The sequence below is a fragment of the Pseudaestuariivita sp. genome, from assembly GCF_052825805.1.
The window spans coordinates 157,239-183,254 of the sequence record NZ_JBRBVB010000015.1 but is presented as its reverse complement, the minus strand read 5'-3'; the positions used below and the strand labels follow the sequence as shown (position 1 = coordinate 183,254).

Here is a 26,016-nt window from a genome sequence, read left to right as displayed (position 1 = left end):
GGGGCCGGATGCGACACCACCTGCGCCGGCTCTGGCAGCGCGAGGACGCCTCGATCACGGTCGAGTTCGCGCTGTGGTTCCCGGTCTTCATGGCGCTCTTGCTCGCCTCGGTCGAGCTTGGCGTGATCACCGTGCGCAACACGCTGCTCGAGCGCTCGCTCGACCTCGTAGTGCGCGACATCCGCCTCGGCACCGGGACCGCACCGCAACACGACGAGATCAAGACGCAGATTTGCGACAACATGGCGCTGGCGCCAAATTGCGCCGAGAACCTGCGGCTCGAGATGGTGCGGCGCGACCTGCGCGGCTGGATCGCAGTGTCGGCGAATGCCGATTGCACCGACCAGTCCGAAGAGGTGAGCCCCGTGCGCAGCTTTACCCACGGGTTCGAGAACCAGCTGATGGTACTGCGCGCCTGCCTCAAGTTCGAGCCGATCTTTCCCACCACGGCCTTCGGCGCGGCGCTGGCCAAGGACGCCAACGGCGATGTCGGCCTGATCGCCACCAGCGCCTTTGTGCAGGAGCCTCAGTGATGCTGCGCCGCCTGTCCCGCGCCCTGCGCGCCTACCGCCGCGACGAGCGCGCCGGCCTCACGGTGGAGGCCGTCATCGTGCTGCCGGTCCTCTTTTGGGCCTTTGCGGCGATGTTCGTCTTTTTCGACAACTTCCGCGCGCATTCGATTGCGCAGAAGGCGGCCTTTACCATCGGCGACATGATCAGCCGCGAGACGGAATACGTGACCAACGCCTATCTCGACGGAGCGCAATCACTTCTGCAGTTCCTGTCGGAATCCGCCCCCGGCGACACGTCGCTGCGCATCACGGTGATCCGCTACGACGCCGAGGAAGAGGCATACGGCCGCGTCTGGTCGCAAGTGCGCGGCAGTGCGTTCCAGGTGCTCTCGGGTGTCGACGTGTCGAACCTGGCGGACGACTTGCCGGTCATGGTCGACAACGAGCAGCTGATCCTCGTGGAGACCAACACCCGCGTGCGCCAGATCGGCAATGTGGGCCTTTTGAACGACCGGGTGGAGACGTTTGTCTTTACCCGCCCCCGTTTTGCGCCGCAGGTTCTCTGGTCGGACACGTTGTAGCGCCGCGATTGTGTTGCGTTACTTTTGGCCTGTGACTTTGCAGGGACCAGGCCGAAGCCTACCCTTCTTCGCCCTCGGCCAGGCGCATTGCGATGATGTCTGCCATCAGCTTGCCCTGTGCGGCAGTCGTGACGCCACCGACGCCGATCCGGCGTCCCATCTGCCAGTAAAGGCCCGGCGCCCAGGCGCGCGGCGCCTTGGCCTTGCGCGTCACGAGAAACCCGTTGGACGGCTTGAAGGCGAGCATCCCGCGCTCGACCTTGGCGATGTCGTCCCAGGGCGCGATCATCTCGCCGGTGTCGAGCTCGAGCCCGCGCTCGGTCAGGTGCAGGCTGCGCTCGGTCGCCGACCACATGCGCATCGCACCAAAGAGCGAGGCGATCCCCAGCACCAACAGCACAACCATCAGCCCGAGCGAGGCAGGCGGCGTGCGGAACACGATCCAGAGAAGCACGAGGCCGAGGACGGCAAAGACCGTCACGCCAAACACCCTGCGCGGCCCGGACGCGGACAGGGTCGTGAGGATTTCAGTCTGGGTCATCGGCGTCTCTCTCCCTCGCGGCGCCTCGCGATGTACGTCAGCGGCGCGCAAAAGGCGAGCGGCTATGCGCGCCCGCGCGGGATGACCTCGGCGCCGGGCGCCTCAAGCTCGTCATCGACCATCTCCGCAGGAAAACCCGGGGCGGTGACCTCGAGCCCGGTGCGGTCTTCGAGCCGCTTGATGATGTTGGGCGAAAGCTCGCGCGCGCCATAGGTGGCGATGGCCTCGTCAAAAAGGCGCACGAGCAGCGGCGAGACGTCGAGCGGCACGTGGCTCGCGTCGGCGATCGCCTGGAAGAGGCCGATGTCCTTGGCCACCAGATCCATCGTAAAGGAGATGTCGCGCGAGCCGTTCAGGATCACCTGGCTTTCGGTCTCGTGCACAAACGACGTGCCGGAGGAGATGCGGATCGCCTCGTAGGATGTGGCGAGATCCATGCCCGCCGCCTTGCACACCGTCAGCGCCTCGGCGCAGGCCACGAGGTTAGCGGTCGCAAGGTAGTTCGTCACGACCTTGAGCACCGACGCGCTGCCCAGATCGCCGGTGTGCAAAACGCGCCGCCCGAGCGTGGTGAGGACCGGCAGCACCCGGTCAAACGTCGCCCGGTCGCAGCCGGCAAAGATCGAAATGTTGCCCGTGTCCGCCCGGTGGCATCCGCCGGACACCGGGCAATCGACCGCCGCTCCGCCCGCGGCGATGAACGCTTGGCCAAGCTCCTGCACATCGGCGGCGTCCGTCGTCGACATCTCAAGCCAGACTTTGCCCGGTCCGACGTGAGGCAGCATCTCGGCCATCACCGCGCGGGACGCGGCAGGAGACGGCAGGCAGGTGATGACCAGGTCGCAAGCGCGCATGAGCTCTGCCGGGGACTGTCCGTCCTCTGCGCCGCGCCCGACAAAACCGGCCACGAGCTCCGCATCGAGGTCATGCACCCTGAGCGCGTAGCCATTGCGCAAAAGCGAGCCGGCAAGTTTGCCGCCCACATTGCCAAGCCCGATAAAGCCGATGTCCATGATATGCGCCCTCCCCGCGTCTTTCGTGTGCAGAGAACCGCGCCGCCGGACCCGCGTCTGCCGCGAAAACGACACGGCGGCCGCGGGGCGACGGGAATTCCCCTTTTGTGCATCTACGCACCTTTTATAGCCGTTTGCGCCAATTGCGTGCACACACGCAAGGACCTACATCGGGGTCAACATCAGTCACAGGAGGACAACAAGATGTCTGTCAGACCCGTTCTCGAAACCCGCAACGCGACGCCGCACCTCGAAGGGGCGGGCGTGCATCTGCACAGGGCCTTCGGGTTCCAGGACCCGTCGGAGCTCGACCCGTTCCTGCTCTTCGACGACTTTCGCAACGAGGACCCGAACCAGTTCGAAAAAGGCTTTCCCTGGCACCCGCACCGGGGGATCGAGACGATCACCTACGTGCTGAACGGCGAGGTCGATCACGGCGATTCGCTGGGCAATACCGGCACGCTTGGCGCTGGCGACGTGCAGTGGATGACCGCCGGGTCGGGCATCCTGCACCAGGAGATGCCGCGCGGGAATGCCAAGGGCCAGATGCACGGCTTTCAGCTGTGGGCGAACCTGCCCTCGTCGCTCAAGATGACGGCGCCGCGCTATCAGGACGTCGAGGGCAAGGACATCCCGGAGATCATCGACGATGACGGCACCCGGGTGAAGGTGATCGTGGGCGCGTTCTGGGGCAAGTCGGGTCCCGTCGACGGCATCGCGGCGGACCCGCAGTACCTCGATATCTACGTGCCGCCTGGCGTGACCAAGACGCTGCCGGTCGACACGTACCGGCGGGCCTTTGCCTACGTGTTCGAAGGGGCCGGCCAGTTCGTCGACGCGTCCCAGCCGGAAGGCGTGCTTCTGGAAAAGGAGATCGCAGGGCGTGAAGTCCACATGCGCGACATGTCGGGCAACCGGACGCTTGTGCGGTTCGGCACGGGCGACAGTGTGACGGTGCAGGCCGGGCCGGAGGGTGTGCGGTTCCTCTTGATCTCCGGCGCGCCGATCCAGGAGCCGGTGGCTTGGCACGGGCCGATCGTGATGAACACCCAGGCCGAGCTGCAGCAGGCGTTCAGCGATCTGCGGCGCGGGACGTTCATTCAGCCGGTGTAGGCTCGGACGCGCCCTCGGACGCAGGCCCTGACAGGGCTTCCAAACTTGGGGCGGGCAGATCTGCCCGTCCCGCCACGCGTAGCACGAGGGCGGTGTAGCTTTGCGCCACTTCGTCCTCGCTCAGCCGCCCGTCGGGGCGGTACCAGGTGGTGATCTCGGTCAGCATCGCGATGATCGCGAGGGTCGCCAGCTTGCTGTCCTCGAAGACAAACGCGCCGCTGCGCGCGCCGCGCTGCAGGATCTCTTCGAGCCGGTTCTCGTAGTCCCGCCGCAGCGCCTCGATCGCGGCAAAGTTCTCGGGCTCGAGGCTGCGCAGCTCCATGTAGGCGATGAAAACGGCGTCGGGCCGCGCCAGGTGGAAGCGGATGTGGAAATCGACAAACGCCTCGAGCGCGGTCACAGGTGGAGCCTCGCGCAGGGCAGCCGGCACGGCGGCGAGGAGCTCGCGCATGTGGTGGCGCATGAGGTCGAAGAGCAGCGACTGCTTGTCGGGCGTGTAGTTGTAGAGCGCGCCGGCCTGCACGCCCACCTCGCCCGCGATCTGGCGCATGGAGACGGCGGCATATCCGAACCTTGCGAACAGGCTTTGTGCCGCGCTGCGGATGCGCGGGCCGGTGACGTCGGAAAAGCTGCCTTGTGTGCGGGCCATGCGCCAGTGGTAACTGAACGGGCGTTCAGATCAACCCTGTGCCTTGCGCCGGGCGCCCGCGTCCCGCTACACCGGGCGGTGAACCAGCCGGAGAGCGCGATGCGCGGCACGATTGCAAAGACACGCCATGGCCTGCTGGTCGCCGGGCTTTGTGCGCTGGGGGCCTGTGCGCAGTTCCCCGAGCTGGATGCGGCGACGGACCCGGCGGTCTTTGACAGGGACTACCCGCGCATCCTTCCGATCGATGGCCTGCTGACGGGACCGGAGCCACGCGCGACACCCGAAGTGGCGGGCAGCGTTCAGGCGCGGGCCGCAGCGCTGAAGGCGCGGGCGGCGCGGCTCGGCGGGCCGGTGGTGGACGCCCGGACAAAGGCGCGCATGGCGCGCGGCGTGCCGGGCTGAGCGCTCCTTCTTCGCCACCGTCCTGACGCCATTGCGTGCCGGGGACCTTCGGGCTAGACCCGCCTCGCGCGCAAGACGCGCTAGAGAGCCACGATAGGACCCGAGCCATGAGCGAACCGTTGAGACTGGGCATTGCCGGGCTGGGCACCGTCGGCGTCGGCGTCGTCAAGATCATCCGCCAGAAAACGGCACTGCTCACCGCCCGCACGGGCCGGGACGTGACGATCTCGGCGGTGTGCGCGCGCTCGCGCAGCAAGGATCGCGGTGTGGCGCTGACCGGCTACGCCTGGGAGGACGACCCGGTCCGGCTCGCAACGCGCGACGACGTCGATGTCTTTGTCGAGCTGATGGGCGGCGAGGACGGTCCGGCCAAGGCCGCGACGGAGGCGGCGCTGAACGCGGGCAAGGACGTGATCACCGCCAACAAGGCACTTCTGGCGCACCACGGGCAGGCGCTTGCCGAACTGGCCGAAGCCAATGGCGCGGCGCTGCGGTTCGAGGCGGCGGTCGCGGGCGGCATCCCCGTCGTCAAGGCGCTGACCGAGGGGCTTGCCGGCAACGACGTCACCCGCGTGATGGGCGTGATGAACGGCACCTGCAACTATATCCTGACCCGGATGGAAGACGCGGGCCTGACCTATGACGAAGCCTTTGCGGAGGCGGACGGGCTGGGCTACCTCGAGGCCGATCCGAACCTGGACGTGGGCGGGATCGACGCCGGGCACAAGCTGGCGCTGCTCGCCTCGATCGCGTTTGGCACGCAGGTCGCGTTCGACGCGGTCGACCTGCAGGGCATCGGCTCGGTCACCATCGAGGACATCCGCACGGCGGCAGACCTCGGCTACAAGATCAAGCTCTTGGGCGTGTGCCAGCTGACGGGCCGCGGGCTCGAACAGCGGATGACGCCCTGCCTTGTGCCGGCGATCTCTCCCCTGGGGCAGCTGACGGGCGGGACGAACATGGTCGTGCTCGAGGGTGATCACGTGGGCCAGATCGTGCTGCGCGGCGCCGGCGCAGGCGAGGGGCCGACCGCCAGCGCGGTCATGTCCGACGTCATCGACCTGGCGCGCGGCACGCGGGTGTCGACCTTCGGCGTGCCGGCGGCCTCGCTGGTGCCGGCCAAGCCCGCCAAGTCGGTCACGCCCGCCGCCTATTACCTGCGGCTGCAGCTCCTGGACAAGCCGGGCGCGCTGGCCAAGGTGGCGCAGGTGCTCGGCGAGGCGGCGATCTCGATCGACCGGATGCGGCAGACGGCGCATGACGACGCCGCCACCGCCCCGGTGCTGATCGTCACGCATAGAGCCGCGCCCGCCGATCTGGAGCAGGCGCTCACCGGGATCGCGCAGCTTGATGTCGTCGAGGGCACACCCGTCGCGCTTCGTATCGAGCAGCCCTGACCGGGCGCCCTTGGCGGTTCACGGCCGCGCGGCAAGCTGGTAAAGGTCCGTCAACTCGACAGAAGGACCGCGTCATGGCCGCCAAATCCGATTTCAACGACCGCATGCTTTCGCTCGGGCTCGCCCGCGTCGCCGAGCAAGCCGCCATCGCCTCGGCCGACTGGATCGGGCGCGGGGACGAGAAGGCCGCCGACCAGGCCGCCGTGAACGCCATGCGCGACCAGCTCAACCGGCTCGAGATCAAGGGCGTCGTGGTCATCGGCGAGGGCGAGCGCGACGAGGCGCCGATGCTGTACATCGGCGAAGAGGTCGGCACGGGTGACGGCCCGGGCGTGGACATCGCGCTCGACCCGCTCGAAGGCACGACGCTGACGGCCAAGGACATGCCGAACGCGCTGACGGTGATCGCCATGGGTCCGCGCGGCTCGATGCTGCACGCGCCGGACGTCTACATGGACAAGCTCGCCATCGGGCCGGGCTTTCGCCCCGGGGTGGTCACGCTCGACATGTCGCCCGCCGAGCGCGTCTCGAACCTCGCCGCCGCCAAGGGGTGCTCGACGAATGACATCACGGTCTGCGTGCTGGAACGCCCCCGTCACGAAGAGATGCTGTCTGAGCTGCGCGGCACCGGCTGCGCGATCCGCATGATCACCGACGGCGACGTGGCCGGCGTCATGCACTGCGCCGAGCCCGAGCAGACGGGCATCGACATGTACATGGGCTCGGGCGGCGCGCCGGAGGGCGTGCTTGCAGCTGCGGCGCTCAAGTGCATGGGCGGTCAGATCTTTGGCCGGCTCCTCTTCCGCAACGACGATGAGAAGGGCCGCGCCAAGGCGGCGGGCATCACCAATTTCGACCGCGTCTACACCCGCGACGACATGGTGACCGAGGACGTGATCTTTGCCGCGACGGGCGTGACGGGCGGCTCGCTTTTGCCGGGGATCAAGCGCGAGGTCGGCTGGCTGACCACCGAGACGATCCTGATGCGGTCGAAAACCGGCTCCGTGCGCCGCGTGATTTACCGCAACCCGGCCTGACCAGATCTGGCCTAACTGGTCATGGATGGGTGCAAGCACCCATCCTACGCCCCACTGCCTGCATTTTCCTGTGCACAACACCTTGCGTGCCCTTGGCGCGGTGGGGCCATATCCGGTAGTGTCGTGGCCATGAACCAGTCCCTGCCCCTGTCCCCTGCCTTTCTCGGCGTCGAAAGCTCGCTCACCGGGCGGCGCTGGGTCGGCCCCTCCGCGGCGACCGAGCGCGCGGCAGCGGCACTGGTGCAGTCGGCAGGTGTGAGCCAGGCGATGGCGCTGGTGCTCGCGCGGCTGGGCGTTGGGGCGGAGGCGGTTGAAGGCTACCTTGCCCCAAAGCTGCGCGACCTGCTGCCGGACCCGCGCGCGATGCGCGACGCGGAGACCGCGGCGGCACGGCTGGTCAGCGCGGTGCAGGCGCGCGAACGTATCGCGGTATTTGCCGATTACGACGTGGACGGCGGGACCTCGTCGGCACTGCTTCTGACCTGGCTGCGCCATTTCGGCCAGACCGCGACGCTCTACGTGCCGGACCGGATCGACGAGGGGTACGGGCCAAACGCCCCGGCGATGCAGGCGCTTGCACGGGAACACGACCTGATCGTCTGCGTCGATTGCGGCACGCTGAGCCATGACGCGCTGGCGGCAGCGGACGGCGCGGATGTAATCGTGCTTGACCACCATTTGGGCGGCGAAACGCTGCCCCCGGCGCTGGCCGTCGTGAACCCCAACCGGCAGGACGAGACGGGCGATCTGGCGCACCTTTGCGCGGCGGCGGTTGTGTTCCTGACGCTGGTAGAGGCAGGCCGGCAGCTGCGCACGGCGGGTCAGGCAGGGCCAGACCTAATGGCGCTCCTCGACCTTGTGGCGCTGGCGACGGTGGCCGACGTGGCGCCTCTGACCGGCGTCAATCGCGCGTTTGTGCAGCAGGGGCTCAAGGTGATGGCGCGGCGGGAACGGGCGGGACTGGTCGCGCTCTGCGATGCGGCCCGGCTCGATACGGCGCCGGCGGCCTACCACCTGGGCTACGTGCTGGGACCGCGGATCAATGCCGGCGGGCGCGTCGGGCGCGCGGACCTCGGCGCACGGCTATTGGCGACGACGGACGCTGATGAGGCGAGTGCGCTGGCGGACCGGCTCGAGGCGCTCAACGCCGAGCGGCGCGAGGTGGAGGCCGCCGTGCGCGCCGCCGCGCTGGCACAAGCTGAAGAGCGCGGCCTCGACGCCCCCCTCGCCTGGGCGGCCGGAGACGGCTGGCACGCAGGCGTCGTCGGCATCGTCGCCTCACGCCTCAAGGAGCAAGCCAACCGCCCCTCGATCGTGATCGGGTTCGATGGTGATGCGGGCAAGGGATCGGGCCGGTCAGTCACCGGCATCGACCTGGGCGCCGCGATCCAGCGGCTCGCGCGCGAGGGGCTGATCGAAAAGGGCGGCGGTCACAAGATGGCCGCGGGCCTGTCGCTGAGCCGCGCGCAGCTGGAGCCGGCGATGGCGCGCCTGTCCGAGCTGATGGCGGCGCAGGGCGCGGGCAGCCTCGGTCCGCGCGATCTGCGCCTCGACGGGACGGTGATGCCGGGCGCGGTGCAGACCGAGCTGATCCACGATCTCGACCGCGCCGGCCCTTTTGGCGCCAGCGCGCCGCCGCCCCGCTTTGCCCTGCCGGACATGCGTGTGGCGCACGCACGCGAAGTCGGCACGGGCCATCTCAAAGTGACGTTCAAGGATGGGCTCGGCACATCGCTCGACGCCATCGCTTTTGGCGCGTTCGACGGCCCGCTCGGTCTCGCGCTGATGGCCCACGGCGGCGGCGCGTTTCACATTGCAGGCCGCTTCGAGGTCAACACATGGCAGGGCCGGTCGCGCCCACAACTGGCGCTGCTGGATGCCGCACCCAGCCCGTCCGTTTCGTGATTTTTTCACTTGCGCGCGCGCGGCGCTTTGCCTAAATCAGCGCTCGTGGCCCGTTCGTCTATCGGTTAGGACGCCAGGTTTTCAACCTGGAAAGAGGGGTTCGATTCCCCTACGGGCTGCCACTTCTCATCCAAGAATACTCCGATGGTCGTGCATGTTGCGACATGCGCGTTTGGCTGCTCATCCGGGATGCGCGCCTGCGACAGGTCCGAAGGTTAGAAGGGCTTTCGTATCAGGCATGGTATTCGACAACCGCAACCGGGCCATCGAGTGAGGCATCGTTCGCAGGTCAGCCACGCTTATCCGTCGCCAAACGTAGTGCCGCGATGCGCAAACTTCACCCGCGTGAGATGCAGGCCATTCGCGCCGCGCACTCCACCCGCTCAAAAATTCAGCAAAATCATGCCCCTTGCTGAAATTGGAAGCAACAACCCCGCCGAAAAACAGGAGCGACGCGTTTTGCGAGGACTCAGCGGAACCTTTCGGGTCCGGTCGCCGCAGCTCAACTCGAGCGTCGAGCGCCTCACGAGGACCATCGTGGCAGATGAAGCGTCCCCGCGAGGCCACAACATGACTGTTGCAGGCCGTACATAGGCACGCAGCCGCCCGATCAAAAGGGGGGTCTGTGCCGAAAGGGGTCTGCCCAACCTGGGACAAAGAACCATGGCGAGACTTTTCACGACACCCACCCTCGCGGCGGCCGGCCTTGTGGCGGCCACCTCCGCGATGGCTTGCGACGACCCGGTCAAGGTCGGCGTGCTGCATTCGCTCTCCGGCACGATGGCCATCTCGGAGACCACGCTGAAAGACACGATGGAACTCTTGATCGAAGAGCAGAACGCCAAGGGCGGCGTGCTTGGCTGCGAGATCGAGGCCGTGGTTGTCGACCCCGCCTCCGACTGGCCCCTTTTCGCGGAAAAGGCGCGTGAGCTCCTGACAGTCTCCGAAGTCGACGTGATCTTTGGCTCCTGGACCTCGGTGTCGCGCAAATCCGCGCTGCCGGTTCTCGAAGAGCTGAACGGCCTCATGTTCTACCCCGTCCAGTACGAGGGTGAGGAAAGCTCCAAGAACGTATTCTACACCGGCGCCGCGCCCAACCAGCAGGCGATCCCGGCCACCGATTATTTCCTCGAGGAACTGGGCGTCGAGAAATTTGCGCTGCTCGGCACCGACTACGTCTACCCGCGCACCACGAACAACATCCTCGAGAGCTATCTCAAGGACAAAGGCATCGCCGAGGAAGACATCTTTGTGAACTACACGCCGTTTGGCCATTCCGACTGGGCGACCATCGTCGCGGACGTCGTGGCACTCGGCGCGGATGGCAAGCAGGTGGGCGTCATCTCGACCATCAACGGCGACGCCAACATCGGCTTTTACAAGGAACTTGCGGCGGCTGGCATCTCGGCTGATGACATCCCCGTCGTGGCCTTCTCGGTGGGCGAAGAAGAGCTCTCCGGCCTCGACACCTCCAACCTCGTCGGTCACCTCGCCGCCTGGAACTACTTCCAGTCCGCCGAGTCCGAAGCCAACGACGCCTGGGTCGCCGCCTGGAAGGCCAAGATGGGCGAGGACCGCGTGACGAACGACCCGATGGAGGCGCATTACATCGGCTTCAACATGTGGATCAATGCGGTCACCGAGGCCGGCACCACCGACGTCGATGCCGTGCGCGAGGCGATGTACGGTCAGGAGTTCCCGAACCTGACCGGCGGCACTGCCGTCATGCTGCCGAACCACCACCTCGCCAAGCCGGTGCTCATCGGTGAGATCACCGCCGACGGCCAGTTCGACATCATCAGTCAGACCGAGGAAGTGCCGGGCGACGCCTGGACCGACTTCCTGCCCGAGTCGGCGGTGCTCACCTCCGATTGGAAAGAGCTCGGCTGCGGGATGTACAACACCGAGACGAACACCTGCGTGCAGCTGACGTCCAACTACTAAGCCTAACGGGCGCGCGGGCAGGTCCTCGCGCGCCCGTTTTCACCGTGCTTCACTTCCAACGTACGGGTCCTGGACGACATGCTCAGACTTCTTTGCCTCGCGCTGGCGCTCTGCCTGACGCTGCCTGCCGCAGGCTCCGCACAATCCCTTCAGACATTGCTGCAAACCCACGCCGATGAGGTTGTCAAACCCGGGCGACGCACCGTGGGTGCGGTGCTGGATGACCTTCTGGCAAGCGGGTTGCCGCAGGTTGTCCCCTTCCTCGAGGCCTGGCGGGATCGCGAGATCGTGCGCCGGGAGGAGGACGGGTTCTTCCTGCGCCGCGTGGACGATGTGCTCTTTGACCTCGACACCGGCGCGGAGATTGGCAGTGCGGATGGGGTCGACCTCAAGCCCTCCCGCCCCAACGGCGGTGTCCGGCGCGCGCTCGGGGACGCCTTGGTGCAGTTCCAGCTCTCGGACCCGGACATCACCAAAAGGCAGGCGGCCGTGCAGGCGATCCAGCGCTCGATGGACGCCAGCCAACTCGCTCCTTTGCAAGGCTCCATTGCGGACGAGCCTGACCCAGCTTTGAAGGCCGTGAAGACGCGCCTCGCAGGCATGCTCGCCGCACGCTTTGCGGACGCGCCAGAAGCAAGGATCGCTGCGATCGAGGCGCTTTCCGGCGACCTTTCCGTCGACGTGCGGGCGACGCTCAACCAAATCCTCGCGACCGAGGTGGAGGCCGCGCCCACCCTGCCCGAGGACCGCAACATCGCCCGTGTCCTGACCCCCGGCACCGACATTCCCGAGGGAGAAGCCTACGCGCTCCTCGTGTCGCAAGACCTGGCCCCTGCCCTCACGACCTCCGATGAAATCCGCCAAACGCTGGCAGAGAACATCGACGGCGCCCGCGTCGGCGGCGTGCCAGTCGCGCGTCTGAACACCGATGCAGCCCGCGCCGAGGCCTATGCCGCACTCGCCACCGACGGCAAAGCCGCGCCTCTCGTGACCGAGGACGACCGCGCAGAGACCCTCGACAGCTACACCTTCTTCGAAGCCTACGCCGAACCAAACGCGGACATTACCACAGCCGCCCGCACCGCCCTCGACGGCATCGAAACCCGCGTAGCGATCTCACAAGCCGCCGACCTCGGCCTCGACGCGCTTTCGCTCGCCTCGATCTACTTTCTCGCCGCCATCGGCCTTGCCATCACCTTTGGCGTCATGGGCGTCATCAACATGGCCCACGGCGAGTTCATCATGATGGGCGCCTACACCGGCTACGTCGTGCAGCTCTTCGTGCCCGACTACACGCTCTCGATCCTGATCGCGCTGCCGCTTGCCTTTGCCGTGACTTTCGGCGCGGGCGTGACGATGGAGCGGCTGGTCATCCGCCACCTCTATCACCGGCCGCTCGAAACGCTGCTCGCGACCTTCGGCATCTCGATCGCGCTCCAGCAACTGGCCAAGAACATCTTCGGCACGCAGGCCCGCCCCCTCACCTCGCCCGGATGGCTCGATGGGGCCCTGGTCTTCAACGACGTCATCGCCATCAGCTACATCCGGATCGCGATCTTCTTGATGGCGCTGATCTTCCTCGCGCTGATCCTCTACGTTCTCAAACGCACCCGCCTCGGCCTCGAAGTGCGCGCTGTCACCCAAAACCCGGGCATGGCCGCCTCGATGGGCATCAACCCCGACCGGATCAACATGCTCACCTTCGGCCTCGGCTCCGGCATCGCCGGGATCGCCGGTGTTGCCATCGGCCTCTACGCCAAGGTCACCTCCGAGATGGGCGCCGACTACATCGTGCAAAGCTTCATGACTGTCGTGGTGGGCGGCGTGGGCAATGTCTGGGGCACGCTCGCAGGCGCGTCGCTCATCGGCTTCCTGCAAAAGGGGATCGAGTGGCTCAACCCCTCGAACACGCTGGCGGCACAGACCTACATGATCCTCTTCATCATCCTCTTCATCCAATTCCGGCCCAAGGGCATTGTCGCCCTCAAAGGCCGCGCTGCGGCGGACTAAGCGCATGGCAAACGACACTTCTTCTGGCCCGAAATATCCCGGGGGAGCGCGAGGGGGCAGCGCCCCCTCGCCCAGCGCGACGCCCAAAGGCGGCGCAAACAGGTCCTTCATCGCGCAGAACCCGTCGGTCCTGTGGTTCCTCCTCGCGCTCGCCCTCTTCACCCTCGGCGTCACGATACTGGCCGAAGCGACTGGCACGGGCCTTCTCTCCACCTCCTTCGTCAAGACGCTGGGGAAGACCCTGTGCCTCTGCCTCATCGCCATCGCGATGGACGTGGTCTGGGGGTACTGCGGCATCCTCAGCCTCGGGCATTTCGCCTTTTTCGGCCTTGGCGGCTACGCGATCGGCATGTGGCTCATGTATGCCCGCACCGAAGTTATCGTCCTCGAGAGCTTCGCCGCCGCCAGCATCCCCCCAACCCCTCGGGAAGTCTCGGACGCCATCGGCAACCAGATCTTCGGCGTGGTCGGCTCGAGTGAATTCCCGCTGATCTGGGCGTTTGCCGACAGCCTCTTCCTGCAACTCCTGATGGTGGTGCTGGTCCCGGGCCTTCTGGCGCTGGTCTTTGGCTGGCTCGCCTTCCGCAGCCGGGTGACGGGCGTGTACCTCTCGATCCTCACTCAAGCGATGACACTCGCCCTCTCGCTCTACCTCTTCCAGAACGACAGCGGCCTTCGGGGCAACAACGGCCTTTCGGGCCTTCAGAACATCCCCGGTTTCGAAGAGACGCCGCAGGCTGTCATCTCCATCGTCTTCTTCTACACCTCGGCAGCGGCGCTGGCGGGAGGGTATATCTTCTTTGCCTGGATCACCTCGGGCAAGATGGGCAGCGTCATCAAAGGCATCCGCGACAACGAGGCGCGGGTGCGCTTCCTTGGGTACCACGTGGAGACCTACAAGCTCTTTGTCTTCACCATCACCGCCATCGTCTCCGCCATCGCCGGCGCGCTCTATTACCCGCAAGCCGGGATCATCAACCCCGGAGAGATCGCCCCCATCGCCTCCATCTACCTCGCCGTCTGGGTCGCCATCGGCGGACGGGGACGGCTCTACGGCGCGGTGATCGGCGCGGCCTTTGTCTCGCTTCTCTCGAGCTGGTTCACCGGCGGCGGCGCGCCCGACGTGCCGCTGGGGGTCTACACGATCCAGTGGACCGATTGGTGGCTGGTGCTGCTGGGCGTGTCCTTCGTGGCCGTCACCCTCTTTTTCCCGCGCGGAATCGGCGGGCTCTTTGACACTCTCGTGAGGAAGCAACCATGATCACGTGCCGCCACGCGCCGGACCTGATCCGGCGCCTCATCTCTCTCGCGCGTGCCGAGGAGGTCCCGGGTCAGGCCCGGGACGGGAAGCGCGCATGAGCACCCTTCTCGAAGTCTCCGGCGTCTCGATCACCTTTGACGGGTTCCGCGCCATCAACAACCTGTCGATCCAGTTCGCCGAGCCTGAGCTGCGTGCGATCATCGGACCGAACGGCGCAGGCAAGACAACCTTTATGGATATCGTGACCGGCAAGACCAAACCGGACGAAGGCAAAGTGATCTGGGGCGACAGGAACATCTCCCTCCTCGGTCTTAGCGAAAGCCAGATCGCGCTGGAGGGGATCGGGCGCAAGTTCCAGAAACCCACCGTCTTTGAGGCGCAAACCGTGCGCGAAAACCTCGCCATGGCGCTCAAGACGCCGCGCGGTCCAATGGCGGTGCTCTTTCACAAGAAGACCGCCGAAAACGCCGCCCGGATCGAAGAGATCGCCGCGCAGATTGGCCTGACGGACAGCCTCACCCGCGTGGCGGGCGAGCTGAGCCACGGGCAAAAGCAATGGCTCGAGATCGGGATGCTGCTCGCGCAGGAGCCCCGGCTCCTTTTGGTCGACGAGCCCGCCGCGGGCATGACCGCCGAAGAGCGCGAAAAGACCACCGACATCCTGCGCGAGGCCGCCCGCACACGGGCTGTCGTCGTGGTGGAGCACGATATGGAGTTCGTCCGCCGCCTCGACTGCAAGGTCACGGTCCTGCACGAAGGCGCGGTGCTCGCCGAAGGCTCCCTCGATCACGTGACGTCGGACCAGAAGGTGATCGACGTCTACCTGGGGCGCGCACATGCTTGATGTCTCGGATCTCTGCCTCAAGTACGGCCAAAGCCAAATCCTCTACGACGTGTCCTTGCGCGCAGAGGCGGGTCAGATCACGACGCTGATGGGCAACAACGGCGTCGGCAAGACGAGCCTTCTCAAGGCCATTGCGGGACGGCATCCCTTCTCCGCGGGAAGCGTGTCGGTGGCGGGCACCACGCTCAAGCGCAGCACCGCCTTCGACAATGCCCGCGCCGGGGTGGCTTATGTACCACAGGGGCGCGAAGTCTTTCCGATGATGAGCGTACAGGAGAACCTCGAGACGGGGTTTGCCTGCTTGCCGAAATCCGAGCACGAGGTGCCGGACGAAGTCTTCGAGCTCTTCCCGGTCCTCCACGACATGCGCGCGCGGCGCGGCGGGGACCTCTCTGGCGGTCAGCAACAGCAGCTTGCCATCGCGAGGGCGCTGATCACGCGCCCCAAGGTGCTGCTCCTCGACGAGCCGACCGAAGGCATCCAGCCGAACGTGATCGACCAGATCGGCGACGCGCTGGAGCTTTTGCGGGACAAGGGAAGCATGGCCATCGTACTGGTGGAGCAGAACGCCGACTTTGCCTATACACTTGCCGACCGCATCTACGTGATGACGCGCGGGGCGATCAAACGCAAGGTCGCCAAGACGGACATCACCAAGCGCGCCCTGCTGGACGAGCTTGCGCTCTGAGCGCGCGGCGCTGCTCTCTAGACCCGGGACACTGACGCCGCTCCGTCGCTCCGCTCCTCGAGCGACACGAGGCTGGTCCACGCCTGATCGAGCGCGGGGGCGTGGCGGCGCAGCGTCCGCACACCGACGAGCTCCAAGAGCGTGCTCGGCAGTTGACCAGAGAGATCGTGCAGATGGCCCGCGGCGATGTCGGTGCGGGCCATGGTCTCGGGCAGCCATGCCACGCCAGACCCCTCCCGCGCGAGCGAATGCGCCGCCGGCGCCAGCGCAGTCTCGGCGCGCGGGACGAGGCGCAGCGCCTCCGGCAGGCGCGGCGCGATGCGTTCGGCAAAGACCTGGCCCAGAAAGACGTCTCCCGGATACCCGACCAGCCGCAGCGTGCCGCTCAAAATCCGTGCCGCCTCGCGCTCGGTTGCCACGGGGATCAGGCGTTCGGCGGCAAGTCCGGCCACCTCCACCTCCGAGGGGCGGTGCCAGATCGGCTCGGTCGGGGTGCGGTGCACGATCGCGATGTCAGCCTCCCCGACCATCAGCATGGCGATGCAATTGTCGCGATTGGCCGAGCGGAGGCGCACGCCCTGGATGCTGGGAACATCGTCGATGCGCGCGATGATCGCGGCGGCGCGCGTCGTGGCGAGGGAGTGCTGCGCCGTGATCACGATGCTGTCGGCATCATCGGTGGCTGCCAGCCGCAAGTCCACCCGCAACTGCCGGATCTCCGAGGCGGCGCTGCGCAGGCGCGGCGCCAGCGCCTCGAGCCCCGGGCGCAGCCGCGCCGGCTTCGTGCTGCGGTCGATCAGCTGCGTGCCAAGCGCGTCCTCGGCCGCACGTAGACGCCGCGAGAACGCCGGCTGGCTCACGTTGCGCCGGCGGGCGGCGTCTGTCAGCGAACCGGCTTCGAGCACGGCCACGATGTCTTCGAGCCAATCGACGCGCATCTGCAGCTCCTTTCATGCAGTTCGTGCATGTTGACCGCCGGAGACAGTATTTGCAACCGACCCCCGCTGCCGCCACGATCCGCGCGACTTCAGTTGGAGGACCCCATGCACCTAGCCCGATTCCCACGCCTGCATCTGGCGCATCTGCCGACCCCGCTGGAGCCCATGCCGCGCCTGTCCAAGGAGCTCGGCGCCGACATCTGGATCAAGCGGGACGATTGCACCGGCATGTCCTCGGGCGGCAACAAGACGCGCAAGCTCGAGTTCCTGATGGCCGAGGCCGAAGCGCAGGGCGCCGACATGGTGATGACCCAGGGCGCGACCCAGTCGAACCACGCCCGGCAGACAGCGGCGTTCGCGGCGCGGCTCGGGGTCGGCTGCCACGTCCTTCTTGAGGATCGGACCGGCTACGCCTCCGAGAACTACAACATGAACGGCAACGTGCTGCTCGACCACCTGCACGGCGCAACGACGGAAAAATTTCCCGGCGGTCATGACATGCCGGGCGAGATGGACCGCGCCGCCGAAGCGCTGCGCGCCGAGGGCAAGAAGGTCTACGTGATCCCCGGCGGCGGCTCGAACGCCGTGGGCGCGCTGGGGTACGCGAACTGCGCGCTGGAACTGGTGAACCAGGCCAACGAGCGCGGGCTGCGCATCGACCGCATCGTGCACGCGACCGGCTCGTCGGGCACGCAGGCCGGGCTCGTCGCGGGCCTCAAGGCGATCAGCGCGAACATCCCGCTCCTCGGCATCGGCACGCGCGCACCTCAACCGAAGCAAGAGCAGATGGTCTATGACCTCGCCGTCAAGGCCGCCGCCCTGATGGGCACCCCGGCGCCCGAGCGCGGCGAAGTGGTGGCGAACACCGACTACGTCGGCGAGGGGTACGGGCTGCCCACCGAAGGCGGCCTCGAGGCGATCCGCATGTTTGCCGAGCTCGAGGGGATCCTGCTCGACCCGGTGTACTCGGCCAAGGGTGCCGCCGGTTTGATCGACCTGATCCGCAAGGGCCAGATCGGCCAGGACGGCGAGCGCATTGTCTTCTTGCATACCGGTGGCTCTGTTGGTCTGTTCGGCTACGATTGGGCGTTCGAGCGCGGGCATATGCACCGCGACGCGCCTGCACTGGCAGCCGAATAGGGACCGCATGGCACCACGCTTCACCAAACCCTTCATCCGGCAGGAGCCCATCCCCGAGGCGGGGATCGCGGCGGCTGTCGAGGTCATGCGATCGGGTGCGCTGCACCGCTACGGCTGGCCCGAGGGAGAGAGCCCCGCCGAAGCGCTGGAACGGCGTTTCGCGGCCTGGCAAGGTGCGGCGTATTGTCTGGCGGTGGCCTCCGGCGGGCAAGCCATGCGCATCGCGCTGACCGCGCTTGGCGTGGGTGCGGGTGACAAGGTGCTGACCAACGCCTGGACGCTGGCTCCGGTGCCGGGGGCCATCGCCTCGGTCGGGGCGGAGCCGGTGCTCGTGGAGACGACCGAGGATATGGTCATCGACCTCGATGATCTGGCGGCCAAGGCCGACGCCTCCGGCGCGCGCACGCTGCTGCTCAGCCACATGCGCGGGCACCTCGCGGACATGGCCGCGCTGGTGCGGTGGGCGGACGGCGCGGGCGTCACCGTCGTCGAGGACTGCGCGCATACGATGGGCGCGGAATGGGCCGGCGCAAAGAGCGGCAATTTCGGCAAGATCGCCTGTTTCTCGCTGCAGACCTATAAGCACCTCAACGCCGGGGAAGGCGGACTTTTGACGACGGACGATCCGGTGATCGCCGCGCGGGCGACGGTGCTGTCGGGCAGTTACATGCTGTGGGCGCGCCATGGCGCAGGCCCACCGGTCGAGGCGTTCGAGGCGGCGCAGCTCGACATGCCAAACGGGTCGGCGCGGATGGACAACCTGCGCGCGGCACTGGTGCTTCCGCAGCTGGACACGCTTGATGCAAACCTCGCACGCTGGGACCGGCTTGCCGAACTTGTGCGCACGGCGCTTGCGGGCGCGCCAGATGTGGCGCTCCCTGCACCGGCGGTGGAGGCGCGCCGGATCGGCTCGTCGATCCAGTGGCGCATCCCGGCGCTCGATGCGGCCGGCTGCACCCGGTTTGTCGAGGCATGCGCGGCGCGTGGGGTCGAGGTCAAATGGTTCGGCGCTGCCGCACCCAAAGGCTTTACGTCGGCGCATACGTCGTGGCGCTATGTCGCCCCTCAGGCGCTGCCGCGCACGGACGCGGTGCTGGCGACGCTCTTTGACATGCGCCTGCCGCTGACCTTTACCGAAGACGATGCGCGGCTGCTGGGAGAGATCCTGGCGGACGTGGCCGCCGAGACTGTACGGGTGCCAGCATGAGGCCCGTGGGCGTCCTCGGCGGGATGGGGCCAGAGGCGACTGTCCTCTTCATGTCGCGTGTGCTGGCAGCAGTGCCGGCGCGGAACGACGCCGATCACATCCCCCTGCTGGTCGATCAGAACCCGCAGGTGCCGAGCCGGATCAAGGCGCTGCTAGAGGGCGGTACGGAAGACCCGTGCCCGGTGCTGGCCGGCATGGCGCGGCGGCTTGCCCGCGCGGGTGCCGAGGCGCTGGTGATGCCCTGCAACACCGCTCACCACTACGCGCCCGCGATACGCGCCGCTGCGGGCGTGCCGCTGATTTCGATGGTCGACCTTGCTGCAGCGCAGGCAAGCGTGCTGGCGCCGCGCGGTCGGATCGGCCTGCTCGGCTCCCCTGCCCTTGCGAAAGTCGGTGTCTTTGACGCCCCGCTGGCGGCGTGCGGCCTCAGCCTGACGCCCCTGGCGGACGCGGAGGCCACGCTCGAGACGATCCGCCGGATCAAGGCAGACGGCCCCTCGGCACAGGCGATCCGCCAACTCAGCACGGAGGCGGCGGCGCAGGCCGCGGCCGGCGCGGAGGCGATCTGCATCTGCTGCACGGAATTTTCATTGGTGGCCCGGGAAATCCAGGCCCCCGTTCCGGTCTTCGACGCGCTCGACCTGCTGGTCGAGGCGACGGTCCGGTTTGCGCGCGACGGCCACGTGCCCGATGCGCACCCCGCCGCGCCAGCGGCACCAACCTCCGATAGGGAAACGGAAACATCATGAAGAAACTGACACTGACCGCATCTGCTGCGCTCATTGCCGCCGCCGGCAGCGCCTCTGCCGCGGACCTCGTGCTGGGCGTGCCGAACTGGCCGGCCGCGAACGCGACGTCGAACATCCTCAAGATCGTGATCGAAGAGAACTTCGGGCTCGAGGTTGAGCTGCAGAACGGCACGAACCCGATCATCTTCGAAGCGATGGACGCGGGCTCGATGCACCTGCACCCTGAAGTGTGGCTGCCGAACCAGGCGAACCTGCACAACACCTACGTGCAGGAAAACCAGACCGTCGTGGCGAACATGAACCCGGTGCAGGCCGTGCAGGGCATGTGCGTGACCAAGTATACCGCCGACACCTACGGAATCACCTCGATCAACGACCTGACCGACCCCGACAAGATGGCGGTCTTCGACAAGGACGGCAACGGCCAGCCCGAAGTCTGGATCGGTGCACCCGGCTGGGCGTCGACCGTGATCGAGCAAATCCGCGCCAAGTCCTACGGCTACGACCAGGTCATGGACCTCCAGCAGTACGACGGCACAGTCGCCTGGGGTGAACTCGGCGCGGCCGCCAACGCCGATGAGCCGTGGATGGGCTTCTGCTACGAGCCGCACTTCATCTTTGTCGCCTACGACCTCGTCTACCTCGACGAGCCGGCGCACGATCCGGCGACTTGGACCATCGTCCAGCCGACCGACGATCCCGACTGGCTGGCCAAGTCCGAAGCCTCGACCGCGTGGAACGGCGCCAAGCTGCACCTGCACTACGCCGCCAACATCCGCGACAACTTCCCGGAAGTGGCCGCGATGCTCGACAATTATGCAATGCCGCCGGAAGTCCTCTCCGAGGCGGGCTTTGAGCTGTCGGTCAACGACGTGCCGGTCGAAGAATACGCCAAGAACTGGGTGGCCAACAACGAGGACGTCGTCCTCGGCTGGCTGACCGGCGAGTAATCCGCAGAGCGGACACGAAAGCGGCGCGCGGTCATCGCGCGCCGCATCCAAGACACGACAAAGGTCGACGCCCCCAGCCGGGCCGACGACCGCAACACGGGCGCGCACGCGCCAGGGAGTGGCCCATGACCGAAAACGTGGTTGAACTGTCCGGCGTGTGGAAAGTCTTTGGCGAGCGGTCTGCCGAGACGATCAACGCGGCCCAGACAGAAGGGATCGGCAAGGCGCAAGCGCTCGAGCGGTTCGGCACGGTCATCGGGGTGCGCGACGCCTCCTTCGAGGTCGCCCGCGGCGAGATCTTCTGCATCATGGGCCTTTCGGGCTCGGGCAAATCGACGCTGGTGCGCCACGTCAACCGCCTGATCGAACCCTCCGCCGGCACGATCCGCGTGCTGGGCGAAGACGTCGGTGCCATGGGCAAGACGGCGCTGCGCGAGATGCGCGCCCGTCACATCGGCATGGTCTTTCAGCACATGGCGCTGATGCCGCACCGCTCGGTGCGCGAGAACGTCGGCTACCCCCTCGAAATCCGCAAGATCCCCAAGTCCAAGCGCTGGGCGATCTCCGATCACTGCCTCAGCCTCGTGGACCTCGCCGGCTACGAGGACCGGCTTCCCAAGGAGCTGTCGGGCGGGATGCAGCAGCGGGTCGGCATCGCGCGCGCGCTCGCCTCGGACCCCGAGATCCTGCTCATGGACGAGCCGTTCTCCGCGCTCGACCCGCTCATCCGCCTGCAGCTGCAGGACCAGTTCAAGGTGCTCGTGAAGGAGCTCAACAAGTCGACGCTCTTTATCACGCACGACCTCGACGAGGCGATCCGCATCGGCACGCGCATCGCCATCATGAAGGACGGTGTGATCGTCCAGATCGGCACCCCCGAAGAGATCGTGACCGCCCCCGCGGACGACTACGTCCGCGAGTTCGTGCAGGGCATCAGCCGCCTCAAGCTGGTCAAGGCGCACACGATCATGGAGCCGCTGAATGGCGCGGGCGTTCCCGAAGGCGCGCCGCGCGTGAGCGGGGAGAGCGATCTCGACGCGCTGATCGACGTCTCTGTGCAGACCGAGGGCCCGCTTGTCGTCGAAGAAGGCGGCGTGCCGGTCGGCGTGATTTCCAAAACCGTGCTGCTCCGCGGCATCCAGGGAGGGCGCTGAGATGGCCGCCATCGACCCAAACGAGCTGAACGCCGCGCCCTCTGGCGCTGTCCGCGACATCGAGGTCGACCGCGCGGCGCTCGACGATTCCATCGGCGCCTTTGCCGGACCGCGGGCGGATTACTACGCCAAAGCATTCCACACGATCCACGACACGACCTCGGGCGTGCCGAAGACATTCAACCTCGCCGCTTTCTTGGCCGGGCCGTTCTGGTCCTCGGCGCGCGGCGTGTGGGGCATGTTCTGGGCGTTCATCATCCTCGAGATCATCGCCATCGTGCAGATCGGGCGTGGCACGTGGGGCCAGCTGGGCGCCGACGATCTGGCCACCGCCGAGCGTCAGGAGGCCCGTGCGCAGGAGTTCCTGACCCGCGCTGCCGAGGCGACCGCCGCCGGCGAGGACGGCAGCCGGTTCGAGACGCTGGGCAACAACCTGATGCGCGCCGCCGAACGCTCGCGGGAGGCCGCGGAGTCCGCAGCCGCCGATGCCACCGGGATCCTGCTGTCGGGGCTTGCGCTGCTGCTGGTGCTGCGGCTCGTGCAGGCAGTCTACTCGAACATCGTCTACGAAAAGCAATACGCCCGCTGGCGCGTCGACCCCAAGTCCACGCCCTCCGGCTTCTCGATGCGCAACCTCGCGCTCGGGCTCGGGCTCGGCGCGGTCATCATCCCGCTGACGGTCTACCGCTTCACGGTGGAGGGCGTGCCGGGCTGGATGGCGGAGTTCCCCGCCAATCCCGAGACCTATTCGGTCAGCGCCCGGTGGCTCGAGGGGGTGATCGACGACGCCGCCCGCAACGGCTCGGGCGCCTTTGACGGGATCGTGCTTCTGGTCCGGCAAGTGCTCGACGCGATCTCCCTGGCGCTGATCGGCACGCCGTGGCCGGTGGTGATGACGGTGATCGTCGTGGTCGGCTGGCGCTCGGCCGGACCGCGCGTTGCGATCTTTACGGCAGCCGCGCTCGCCTACATCGCCTTCCTCGGGTACTGGGAGATCGCGATGGAGACGGTCGCCCTCGTGGGCGCCGCGGTGGTGCTCTGCGTGGTGATGGGCATCCCGCTTGGCATCTGGTTCGGCAAGTCGAAGCGCGCCTACCGGATCGCGGAGCCTGTGCTCGACCTGATGCAGACGCTGCCGGCCTTCGTCTACCTGATCCCGATCATCGCCTTTTTCGGCACCGGCAACCCGCCGGGAATCCTTGCGACGATCATCTTTGGCATGCCTCCCGTGATCCGCCTGACGGCGCTCGGGATGCGGGGCGTGCCGGAGTCGATCAAGGAGGCCGCGACCGCGTTCGGCGCAACCCGCTGGCAACTGCTCAAGGACGTGGAGCTGCCGCTGGCGCTGCCGTCGATCATGACGGGCGTCAACCAGACGATCCTCATGTGCCTGTCGATGGTGGTGATCATCTCGCTTATCGGTGGCGGCGGCCTCGGCCAGGTCATCCTCGAGGCGCTGCAATTCGCGGCCAAGGGCCCGGGCCTGCTCGGCGGCTTTGCCATCCTCTTTGTGGCCATGGTCATCGACCGGATCGTGCAGGGCGCATTCCGCCGGGCCGATCAGAAGGACTGAGGCCCGTGGCGCATCCGCATTCTCCAGCCTGGCTGACACGGCGACGAGGCGCGCGCCGCCGGGGGTAATCTCCCGGCGGTCCCGCCTCCCCTCACCGATGTTTCAGTTTCAGACCGGAGGATGCGCCGATGGCCGTCACCTATCTCAAGAAAGCCGCCATGGCGGCGGACGACACCCAGACCGATGTGCGCGCGACCGTGGCGGAGATGCTCGGCGCCCTGCGCAGCGGCGGCGATGACGCCGCGCTCGGCTACGCCGAAAAGCTCGACGGCTGGACCGGGCTGGCGCGCGCCACCCGCGACCAGATCGACGCCGCGATTGCGCGCGTGCCCGAACGGCTCAAAGACGACATCCGCTTTGCCCATGACAACATCCGCCGCTTTGCCGAAATGCAAAAGGGCACCATCCAGGACGCCCAGATGGAGGTCCGCCCCGGCTTTGTCGCCGGTCAAAGGCACATCCCCGTCAACGCCGCCGGCTGCTACGTGCCGGGCGGGCGCTACAGCCACGTCGCCTCTGCGCTGATGACCATCACGACGGCCGAGGTGGCGGGCGTCGGCCACATCACCGCCTGCTCGCCGCCCAAGCCCGGGCATGGCATCCCCGACGCGATCCTTTTTACCATGGACCTGGCGGGCGCGCACAGCATCCTCAACATGGGCGGCGTGCAGGGCGTGGCCGCGATGGCGATGGGGCTCTTTGGTCTGCCAAAGGCGGACATCCTCGTCGGTCCCGGCAACCAGTTCGTCGCCGAGGCCAAACGCATGCTCTTTGGCGAGCTTGGCATCGACATGTTCGCAGGCCCCACAGACAGCATGGTCATCGCGGATGCAAATGCGGACCCGCGGCTGGTGGCCTGGGACCTCGTGGGCCAGGCCGAGCACGGTTACAACTCGCCGGTCTGGCTTGTCACCGACAGCCGCGCGCTGGCCGAGACCGTGATAGCCGAGGTTCCGCGGCTGATCGCCGAGCTCCCCGAGCTGAACGCCAAGAACGCCGAAGCGGCCTGGCGCGACTATGCCGACGTGATCCTGTGCGACACGCGCGAGGAGATGGCGGCGACCTCCGACAGCTACGGACCCGAGCACCTGCACGTGCAATGCGCGGACCTCGACTGGTGGCTGGCGCGCCTCTCTGCCTATGGCTCGCTCTTTCTCGGCGAGGAAACGACGGTGGCGTTCGGAGACAAGGCCGCAGGTCCGAACCACGTCCTGCCGACCTCGGGCGCCGCGCGCTACACGGGCGGGCTTTCGGTGCAGAAGTACATGAAGACCGTGACCTGGCAGCGCGCCACGCGCCAAGGCGCGCGCCCCGTGGCCGAAGCCACCGCGCGCATCAGCCGGCTCGAGGGGATGGAGGGCCACGCCCGCACCGCCGACATCCGGCTGGCCAAGTATTTCCCGGACGAGACCTTCGAGCTGGACGCCGCGGAATGACGCAAAGCCAAGCGCTGCGTGACGCCTGGCCCGGTGTTGCGCTGGCCGCGCTGATCGCGATCGCCGCGGCGGGCCTCTCGGGCTATTACGGCGCGCCTGCGATGCTCTTTGCGCTGCTGATCGGCATGGCCTTTCACCACCTCAGCGCCGAACCTCGCTCGGCGCCGGGGCTGGATGTCGCGTCCAAGTTCCTGCTGCGCCTCGGCGTGGCGCTTCTGGGACTGCGGCTGAGCTTTGACGACATCGCGAGCCTCGGCTGGGCGCCGGTGCTGGCCGTCGTCGGCCTCGTTGCGGGAACCATGGCCGCGGGCCTCGTGCTGGCGCGGGTGACCGGCCGTGCCTCGGCCTTTGGCACGCTTGCGGGTGGCGCCGTTGCGATCTGCGGCGCCTCGGCGGCGATGGCGCTGGCTGCCGTCCTGCCCCGCCAACGCGTGTCCGAGCGCGACGTGCTCTTTGTCGTGGCCGCCGTCACGGCGCTTTCGACGCTGGCGATGGTGCTCTACCCGGTGCTCTTTGGCGCGCTTGGCCACACGCCCGAACAGGCAGGCTTCCTGATCGGCGCGACGATCCACGATGTCGCGCAGGTGGTCGGTGCGGGCTATTCGATGTCGGAGACAACCGGAGACACGGCGACCTTTGTCAAACTGCAGCGCGTGGCGCTGCTGCCTCTCGCGGTGCTGGCCGCCGCGCTGATCTTTCGCGAGGGCAAGGCCGGCCTCGCGCCGCCCTGGTTCCTGACCGTCTTCGTGCTGCTGGTGCTTCTAAACAACCTCGTCCCCCTGCCGGAGCTGATCCTCGATGCGGCGCGGACAGCGTCGGGCTGGCTCCTTCTGACGGCCATCGCCGCGCTTGGCGTGCGCACGTCGCTCAAGGATATGGCACAGGTGGGACCCCAGGCGGCCACGGTGGTGGTCGGCTGCACGCTTTTGCTTCTTGGCGCGGCGCTTGCGCTGGAGCGCCTGATCTTCTGAA

Annotated in this window: 24 protein-coding genes and 1 tRNA gene; 21 read left to right on the top strand and 4 right to left on the bottom strand. The window is 67.2% G+C overall.

Annotated features, from left to right (window positions below; translation table 11 throughout):
• The first annotated feature begins 8 nt into the window (after window positions 1-8).
• Together ACU0B3_RS16930 and ACU0B3_RS16925 are read left to right on the top strand one after the other, a co-directional pair.
• On the top strand, window positions 9-533 hold the full coding sequence (locus tag ACU0B3_RS16930; protein WP_446262056.1) for a TadE/TadG family type IV pilus assembly protein: 525 nt from the start codon (window positions 9-11) through the stop codon (window positions 531-533).
• Complete coding sequence (locus ACU0B3_RS16925) at window positions 533-1,093, top strand: TadE/TadG family type IV pilus assembly protein (RefSeq protein WP_446262055.1); 561 nt, start codon at window positions 533-535, stop codon at window positions 1,091-1,093. The genes ACU0B3_RS16930 and ACU0B3_RS16925 overlap by 1 nt, the downstream gene beginning before the upstream one ends.
• A 58-nt stretch (window positions 1,094-1,151) precedes the next feature.
• Here ACU0B3_RS16925 and ACU0B3_RS16920 read toward each other — a convergent pair whose 3' ends face one another.
• Entirely contained in the window at window positions 1,152-1,634 is a 483-nt protein-coding gene (locus ACU0B3_RS16920; RefSeq protein WP_446262054.1) for a hypothetical protein, read from the bottom strand.
• A gap of 62 nt (window positions 1,635-1,696) precedes the next feature.
• On the bottom strand, window positions 1,697-2,647 hold the full coding sequence (locus ACU0B3_RS16915) for an NAD(P)-dependent oxidoreductase (RefSeq protein WP_446262053.1): 951 nt from the start codon (window positions 2,645-2,647) through the stop codon (window positions 1,697-1,699).
• Between the two features lie 204 nt (window positions 2,648-2,851).
• Between ACU0B3_RS16915 and ACU0B3_RS16910 the strand changes: the two genes are divergently transcribed.
• The gene (locus ACU0B3_RS16910) at window positions 2,852-3,760 is read left to right on the top strand and encodes a pirin family protein (RefSeq protein ID WP_446262052.1); all 909 of its coding nucleotides are present in this window, start codon (window positions 2,852-2,854) and stop codon (window positions 3,758-3,760) included.
• Here ACU0B3_RS16910 and ACU0B3_RS16905 read toward each other — a convergent pair.
• Window positions 3,744-4,409, bottom strand: a complete 666-nt coding sequence (locus ACU0B3_RS16905; RefSeq protein ID WP_446262051.1) for a TetR/AcrR family transcriptional regulator — start codon at window positions 4,407-4,409, stop codon at window positions 3,744-3,746. The genes ACU0B3_RS16910 and ACU0B3_RS16905 overlap by 17 nt on opposite strands.
• Window positions 4,410-4,487: 78 nt before the next feature.
• On the opposite strand from ACU0B3_RS16905, the gene ACU0B3_RS16900 reads away from it, so the two are divergent.
• From ACU0B3_RS16900 to urtE, 10 genes are all read left to right on the top strand, one after another.
• Window positions 4,488-4,811 (top strand): hypothetical protein, encoded by a 324-nt coding sequence (locus ACU0B3_RS16900; RefSeq protein ID WP_446262050.1) that lies wholly within the window; start codon window positions 4,488-4,490, stop codon window positions 4,809-4,811.
• A gap of 107 nt (window positions 4,812-4,918) precedes the next feature.
• Window positions 4,919-6,208: a homoserine dehydrogenase gene (locus ACU0B3_RS16895; RefSeq protein ID WP_446262049.1), complete on the top strand. Its 1,290-nt coding sequence runs from the start codon at window positions 4,919-4,921 to the stop codon at window positions 6,206-6,208.
• A gap of 74 nt (window positions 6,209-6,282) precedes the next feature.
• Window positions 6,283-7,245 (top strand): class II fructose-bisphosphatase, encoded by a 963-nt coding sequence (gene glpX / locus ACU0B3_RS16890; RefSeq protein ID WP_446262048.1) that lies wholly within the window; start codon window positions 6,283-6,285, stop codon window positions 7,243-7,245.
• Window positions 7,246-7,374: 129 nt separating this feature from the next.
• Window positions 7,375-9,150: a single-stranded-DNA-specific exonuclease RecJ gene (gene recJ, locus ACU0B3_RS16885; RefSeq protein ID WP_446262047.1), complete on the top strand. Its 1,776-nt coding sequence runs from the start codon at window positions 7,375-7,377 to the stop codon at window positions 9,148-9,150.
• 47 nt (window positions 9,151-9,197) lie between these two features.
• Window positions 9,198-9,272, top strand: a tRNA-Glu gene (locus ACU0B3_RS16880).
• Window positions 9,273-9,813: 541 nt separating this feature from the next.
• Complete coding sequence (gene urtA, locus ACU0B3_RS16875; RefSeq protein WP_446262046.1) at window positions 9,814-11,094, top strand: urea ABC transporter substrate-binding protein; 1,281 nt, start codon at window positions 9,814-9,816, stop codon at window positions 11,092-11,094.
• A gap of 78 nt (window positions 11,095-11,172) precedes the next feature.
• The gene (gene urtB / locus ACU0B3_RS16870; protein WP_446262045.1) at window positions 11,173-13,104 is read left to right on the top strand and encodes an urea ABC transporter permease subunit UrtB; all 1,932 of its coding nucleotides are present in this window, start codon (window positions 11,173-11,175) and stop codon (window positions 13,102-13,104) included.
• Between the two features lie 4 nt (window positions 13,105-13,108).
• The gene (urtC, locus tag ACU0B3_RS16865) at window positions 13,109-14,365 is read left to right on the top strand and encodes an urea ABC transporter permease subunit UrtC (protein ID WP_446262044.1); all 1,257 of its coding nucleotides are present in this window, start codon (window positions 13,109-13,111) and stop codon (window positions 14,363-14,365) included.
• A gap of 94 nt (window positions 14,366-14,459) precedes the next feature.
• A complete protein-coding gene (urtD, locus tag ACU0B3_RS16860) occupies window positions 14,460-15,209 on the top strand; it encodes an urea ABC transporter ATP-binding protein UrtD (protein WP_446262043.1) in 750 nt (249 codons plus the stop codon).
• Window positions 15,202-15,897 carry an urea ABC transporter ATP-binding subunit UrtE gene (urtE, locus tag ACU0B3_RS16855; RefSeq protein ID WP_446262042.1) on the top strand — a complete coding sequence of 232 codons (696 nt, stop codon included), beginning with the start codon at window positions 15,202-15,204 and terminating at the stop codon, window positions 15,895-15,897. Before urtD ends, urtE begins: the two co-directional genes overlap by 8 nt.
• 17 nt (window positions 15,898-15,914) lie before the next feature.
• Here urtE and ACU0B3_RS16850 read toward each other — a convergent pair whose 3' ends face one another.
• Window positions 15,915-16,835, bottom strand: coding sequence for a LysR family transcriptional regulator (locus tag ACU0B3_RS16850; protein WP_446262041.1), 921 nt, complete (start codon window positions 16,833-16,835; stop codon window positions 15,915-15,917).
• A 105-nt stretch (window positions 16,836-16,940) separates the two neighbouring features.
• Here ACU0B3_RS16850 and ACU0B3_RS16845 point away from each other — a divergent pair, with 105 nt between their 5' ends.
• The 8 genes from ACU0B3_RS16845 (at window position 16,941) to ACU0B3_RS16810 (ending at window position 26,015) form a co-directional block, all read left to right on the top strand.
• Complete coding sequence (locus ACU0B3_RS16845) at window positions 16,941-17,975, top strand: D-cysteine desulfhydrase (RefSeq protein WP_446262040.1); 1,035 nt, start codon at window positions 16,941-16,943, stop codon at window positions 17,973-17,975.
• Between the two features lie 7 nt (window positions 17,976-17,982).
• Window positions 17,983-19,182 (top strand): DegT/DnrJ/EryC1/StrS family aminotransferase, encoded by a 1,200-nt coding sequence (locus ACU0B3_RS16840; RefSeq protein ID WP_446262039.1) that lies wholly within the window; start codon window positions 17,983-17,985, stop codon window positions 19,180-19,182.
• Complete coding sequence (locus ACU0B3_RS16835; protein ID WP_446262038.1) at window positions 19,179-19,931, top strand: aspartate/glutamate racemase family protein; 753 nt, start codon at window positions 19,179-19,181, stop codon at window positions 19,929-19,931. Before ACU0B3_RS16840 ends, ACU0B3_RS16835 begins: the two co-directional genes overlap by 4 nt.
• The gene (locus tag ACU0B3_RS16830; protein ID WP_446262037.1) at window positions 19,928-20,881 is read left to right on the top strand and encodes an ABC transporter substrate-binding protein; all 954 of its coding nucleotides are present in this window, start codon (window positions 19,928-19,930) and stop codon (window positions 20,879-20,881) included. Before ACU0B3_RS16835 ends, ACU0B3_RS16830 begins: the two co-directional genes overlap by 4 nt.
• Before the next feature lie 125 nt (window positions 20,882-21,006).
• Entirely contained in the window at window positions 21,007-22,035 is a 1,029-nt protein-coding gene (locus tag ACU0B3_RS16825) for a quaternary amine ABC transporter ATP-binding protein (RefSeq protein ID WP_446262036.1), read from the top strand.
• A gap of 1 nt (window position 22,036) precedes the next feature.
• On the top strand, window positions 22,037-23,608 hold the full coding sequence (locus ACU0B3_RS16820) for an ABC transporter permease (RefSeq protein WP_446262035.1): 1,572 nt from the start codon (window positions 22,037-22,039) through the stop codon (window positions 23,606-23,608).
• 128 nt (window positions 23,609-23,736) lie between these two features.
• A complete protein-coding gene (hisD, locus tag ACU0B3_RS16815; protein ID WP_446262034.1) occupies window positions 23,737-25,044 on the top strand; it encodes a histidinol dehydrogenase in 1,308 nt (435 codons plus the stop codon).
• Complete coding sequence (locus tag ACU0B3_RS16810; protein WP_446262033.1) at window positions 25,041-26,015, top strand: YeiH family protein; 975 nt, start codon at window positions 25,041-25,043, stop codon at window positions 26,013-26,015. The genes hisD and ACU0B3_RS16810 overlap by 4 nt, the downstream gene beginning before the upstream one ends.
• The last annotated feature ends 1 nt before the right edge of the window (window position 26,016 follow it).

Excerpts from the sequence above, each read along its gene's own strand:
- ACU0B3_RS16830 (WP_446262037.1), top strand. The coding sequence starts at position 19,928 with ATGAAGAAACTGACACTGACCGCATCTGCTGCGCTCATTGCCGCCGCC.
- ACU0B3_RS16930 (WP_446262056.1), top strand. The coding sequence starts at position 9 with ATGCGACACCACCTGCGCCGGCTCTGGCAGCGCGAGGACGCCTCGATC.
- ACU0B3_RS16820 (WP_446262035.1), top strand. The coding sequence starts at position 22,037 with ATGGCCGCCATCGACCCAAACGAGCTGAACGCCGCGCCCTCTGGCGCT.
- ACU0B3_RS16840 (WP_446262039.1), top strand. The coding sequence starts at position 17,983 with ATGGCACCACGCTTCACCAAACCCTTCATCCGGCAGGAGCCCATCCCC.
- glpX (WP_446262048.1), top strand. The coding sequence starts at position 6,283 with ATGGCCGCCAAATCCGATTTCAACGACCGCATGCTTTCGCTCGGGCTC.
- hisD (WP_446262034.1), top strand. The coding sequence starts at position 23,737 with ATGGCCGTCACCTATCTCAAGAAAGCCGCCATGGCGGCGGACGACACC.
- ACU0B3_RS16810 (WP_446262033.1), top strand. The coding sequence starts at position 25,041 with ATGACGCAAAGCCAAGCGCTGCGTGACGCCTGGCCCGGTGTTGCGCTG.
- ACU0B3_RS16825 (WP_446262036.1), top strand. The coding sequence starts at position 21,007 with ATGACCGAAAACGTGGTTGAACTGTCCGGCGTGTGGAAAGTCTTTGGC.
- recJ (WP_446262047.1), top strand. The coding sequence starts at position 7,375 with ATGAACCAGTCCCTGCCCCTGTCCCCTGCCTTTCTCGGCGTCGAAAGC.
- urtD (WP_446262043.1), top strand. The coding sequence starts at position 14,460 with ATGAGCACCCTTCTCGAAGTCTCCGGCGTCTCGATCACCTTTGACGGG.
- urtE (WP_446262042.1), top strand. The coding sequence starts at position 15,202 with ATGCTTGATGTCTCGGATCTCTGCCTCAAGTACGGCCAAAGCCAAATC.
- ACU0B3_RS16835 (WP_446262038.1), top strand. The coding sequence starts at position 19,179 with ATGAGGCCCGTGGGCGTCCTCGGCGGGATGGGGCCAGAGGCGACTGTC.
- ACU0B3_RS16850 (WP_446262041.1), bottom strand. The coding sequence starts at position 16,835 with ATGCGCGTCGATTGGCTCGAAGACATCGTGGCCGTGCTCGAAGCCGGT.
- ACU0B3_RS16925 (WP_446262055.1), top strand. The coding sequence starts at position 533 with ATGCTGCGCCGCCTGTCCCGCGCCCTGCGCGCCTACCGCCGCGACGAG.
- ACU0B3_RS16845 (WP_446262040.1), top strand. The coding sequence starts at position 16,941 with ATGCACCTAGCCCGATTCCCACGCCTGCATCTGGCGCATCTGCCGACC.
- urtC (WP_446262044.1), top strand. The coding sequence starts at position 13,109 with ATGGCAAACGACACTTCTTCTGGCCCGAAATATCCCGGGGGAGCGCGA.
- ACU0B3_RS16895 (WP_446262049.1), top strand. The coding sequence starts at position 4,919 with ATGAGCGAACCGTTGAGACTGGGCATTGCCGGGCTGGGCACCGTCGGC.
- ACU0B3_RS16915 (WP_446262053.1), bottom strand. The coding sequence starts at position 2,647 with ATGGACATCGGCTTTATCGGGCTTGGCAATGTGGGCGGCAAACTTGCC.
- ACU0B3_RS16910 (WP_446262052.1), top strand. The coding sequence starts at position 2,852 with ATGTCTGTCAGACCCGTTCTCGAAACCCGCAACGCGACGCCGCACCTC.
- ACU0B3_RS16920 (WP_446262054.1), bottom strand. The coding sequence starts at position 1,634 with ATGACCCAGACTGAAATCCTCACGACCCTGTCCGCGTCCGGGCCGCGC.
- urtA (WP_446262046.1), top strand. The coding sequence starts at position 9,814 with ATGGCGAGACTTTTCACGACACCCACCCTCGCGGCGGCCGGCCTTGTG.
- urtB (WP_446262045.1), top strand. The coding sequence starts at position 11,173 with ATGCTCAGACTTCTTTGCCTCGCGCTGGCGCTCTGCCTGACGCTGCCT.
- ACU0B3_RS16905 (WP_446262051.1), bottom strand. The coding sequence starts at position 4,409 with ATGGCCCGCACACAAGGCAGCTTTTCCGACGTCACCGGCCCGCGCATC.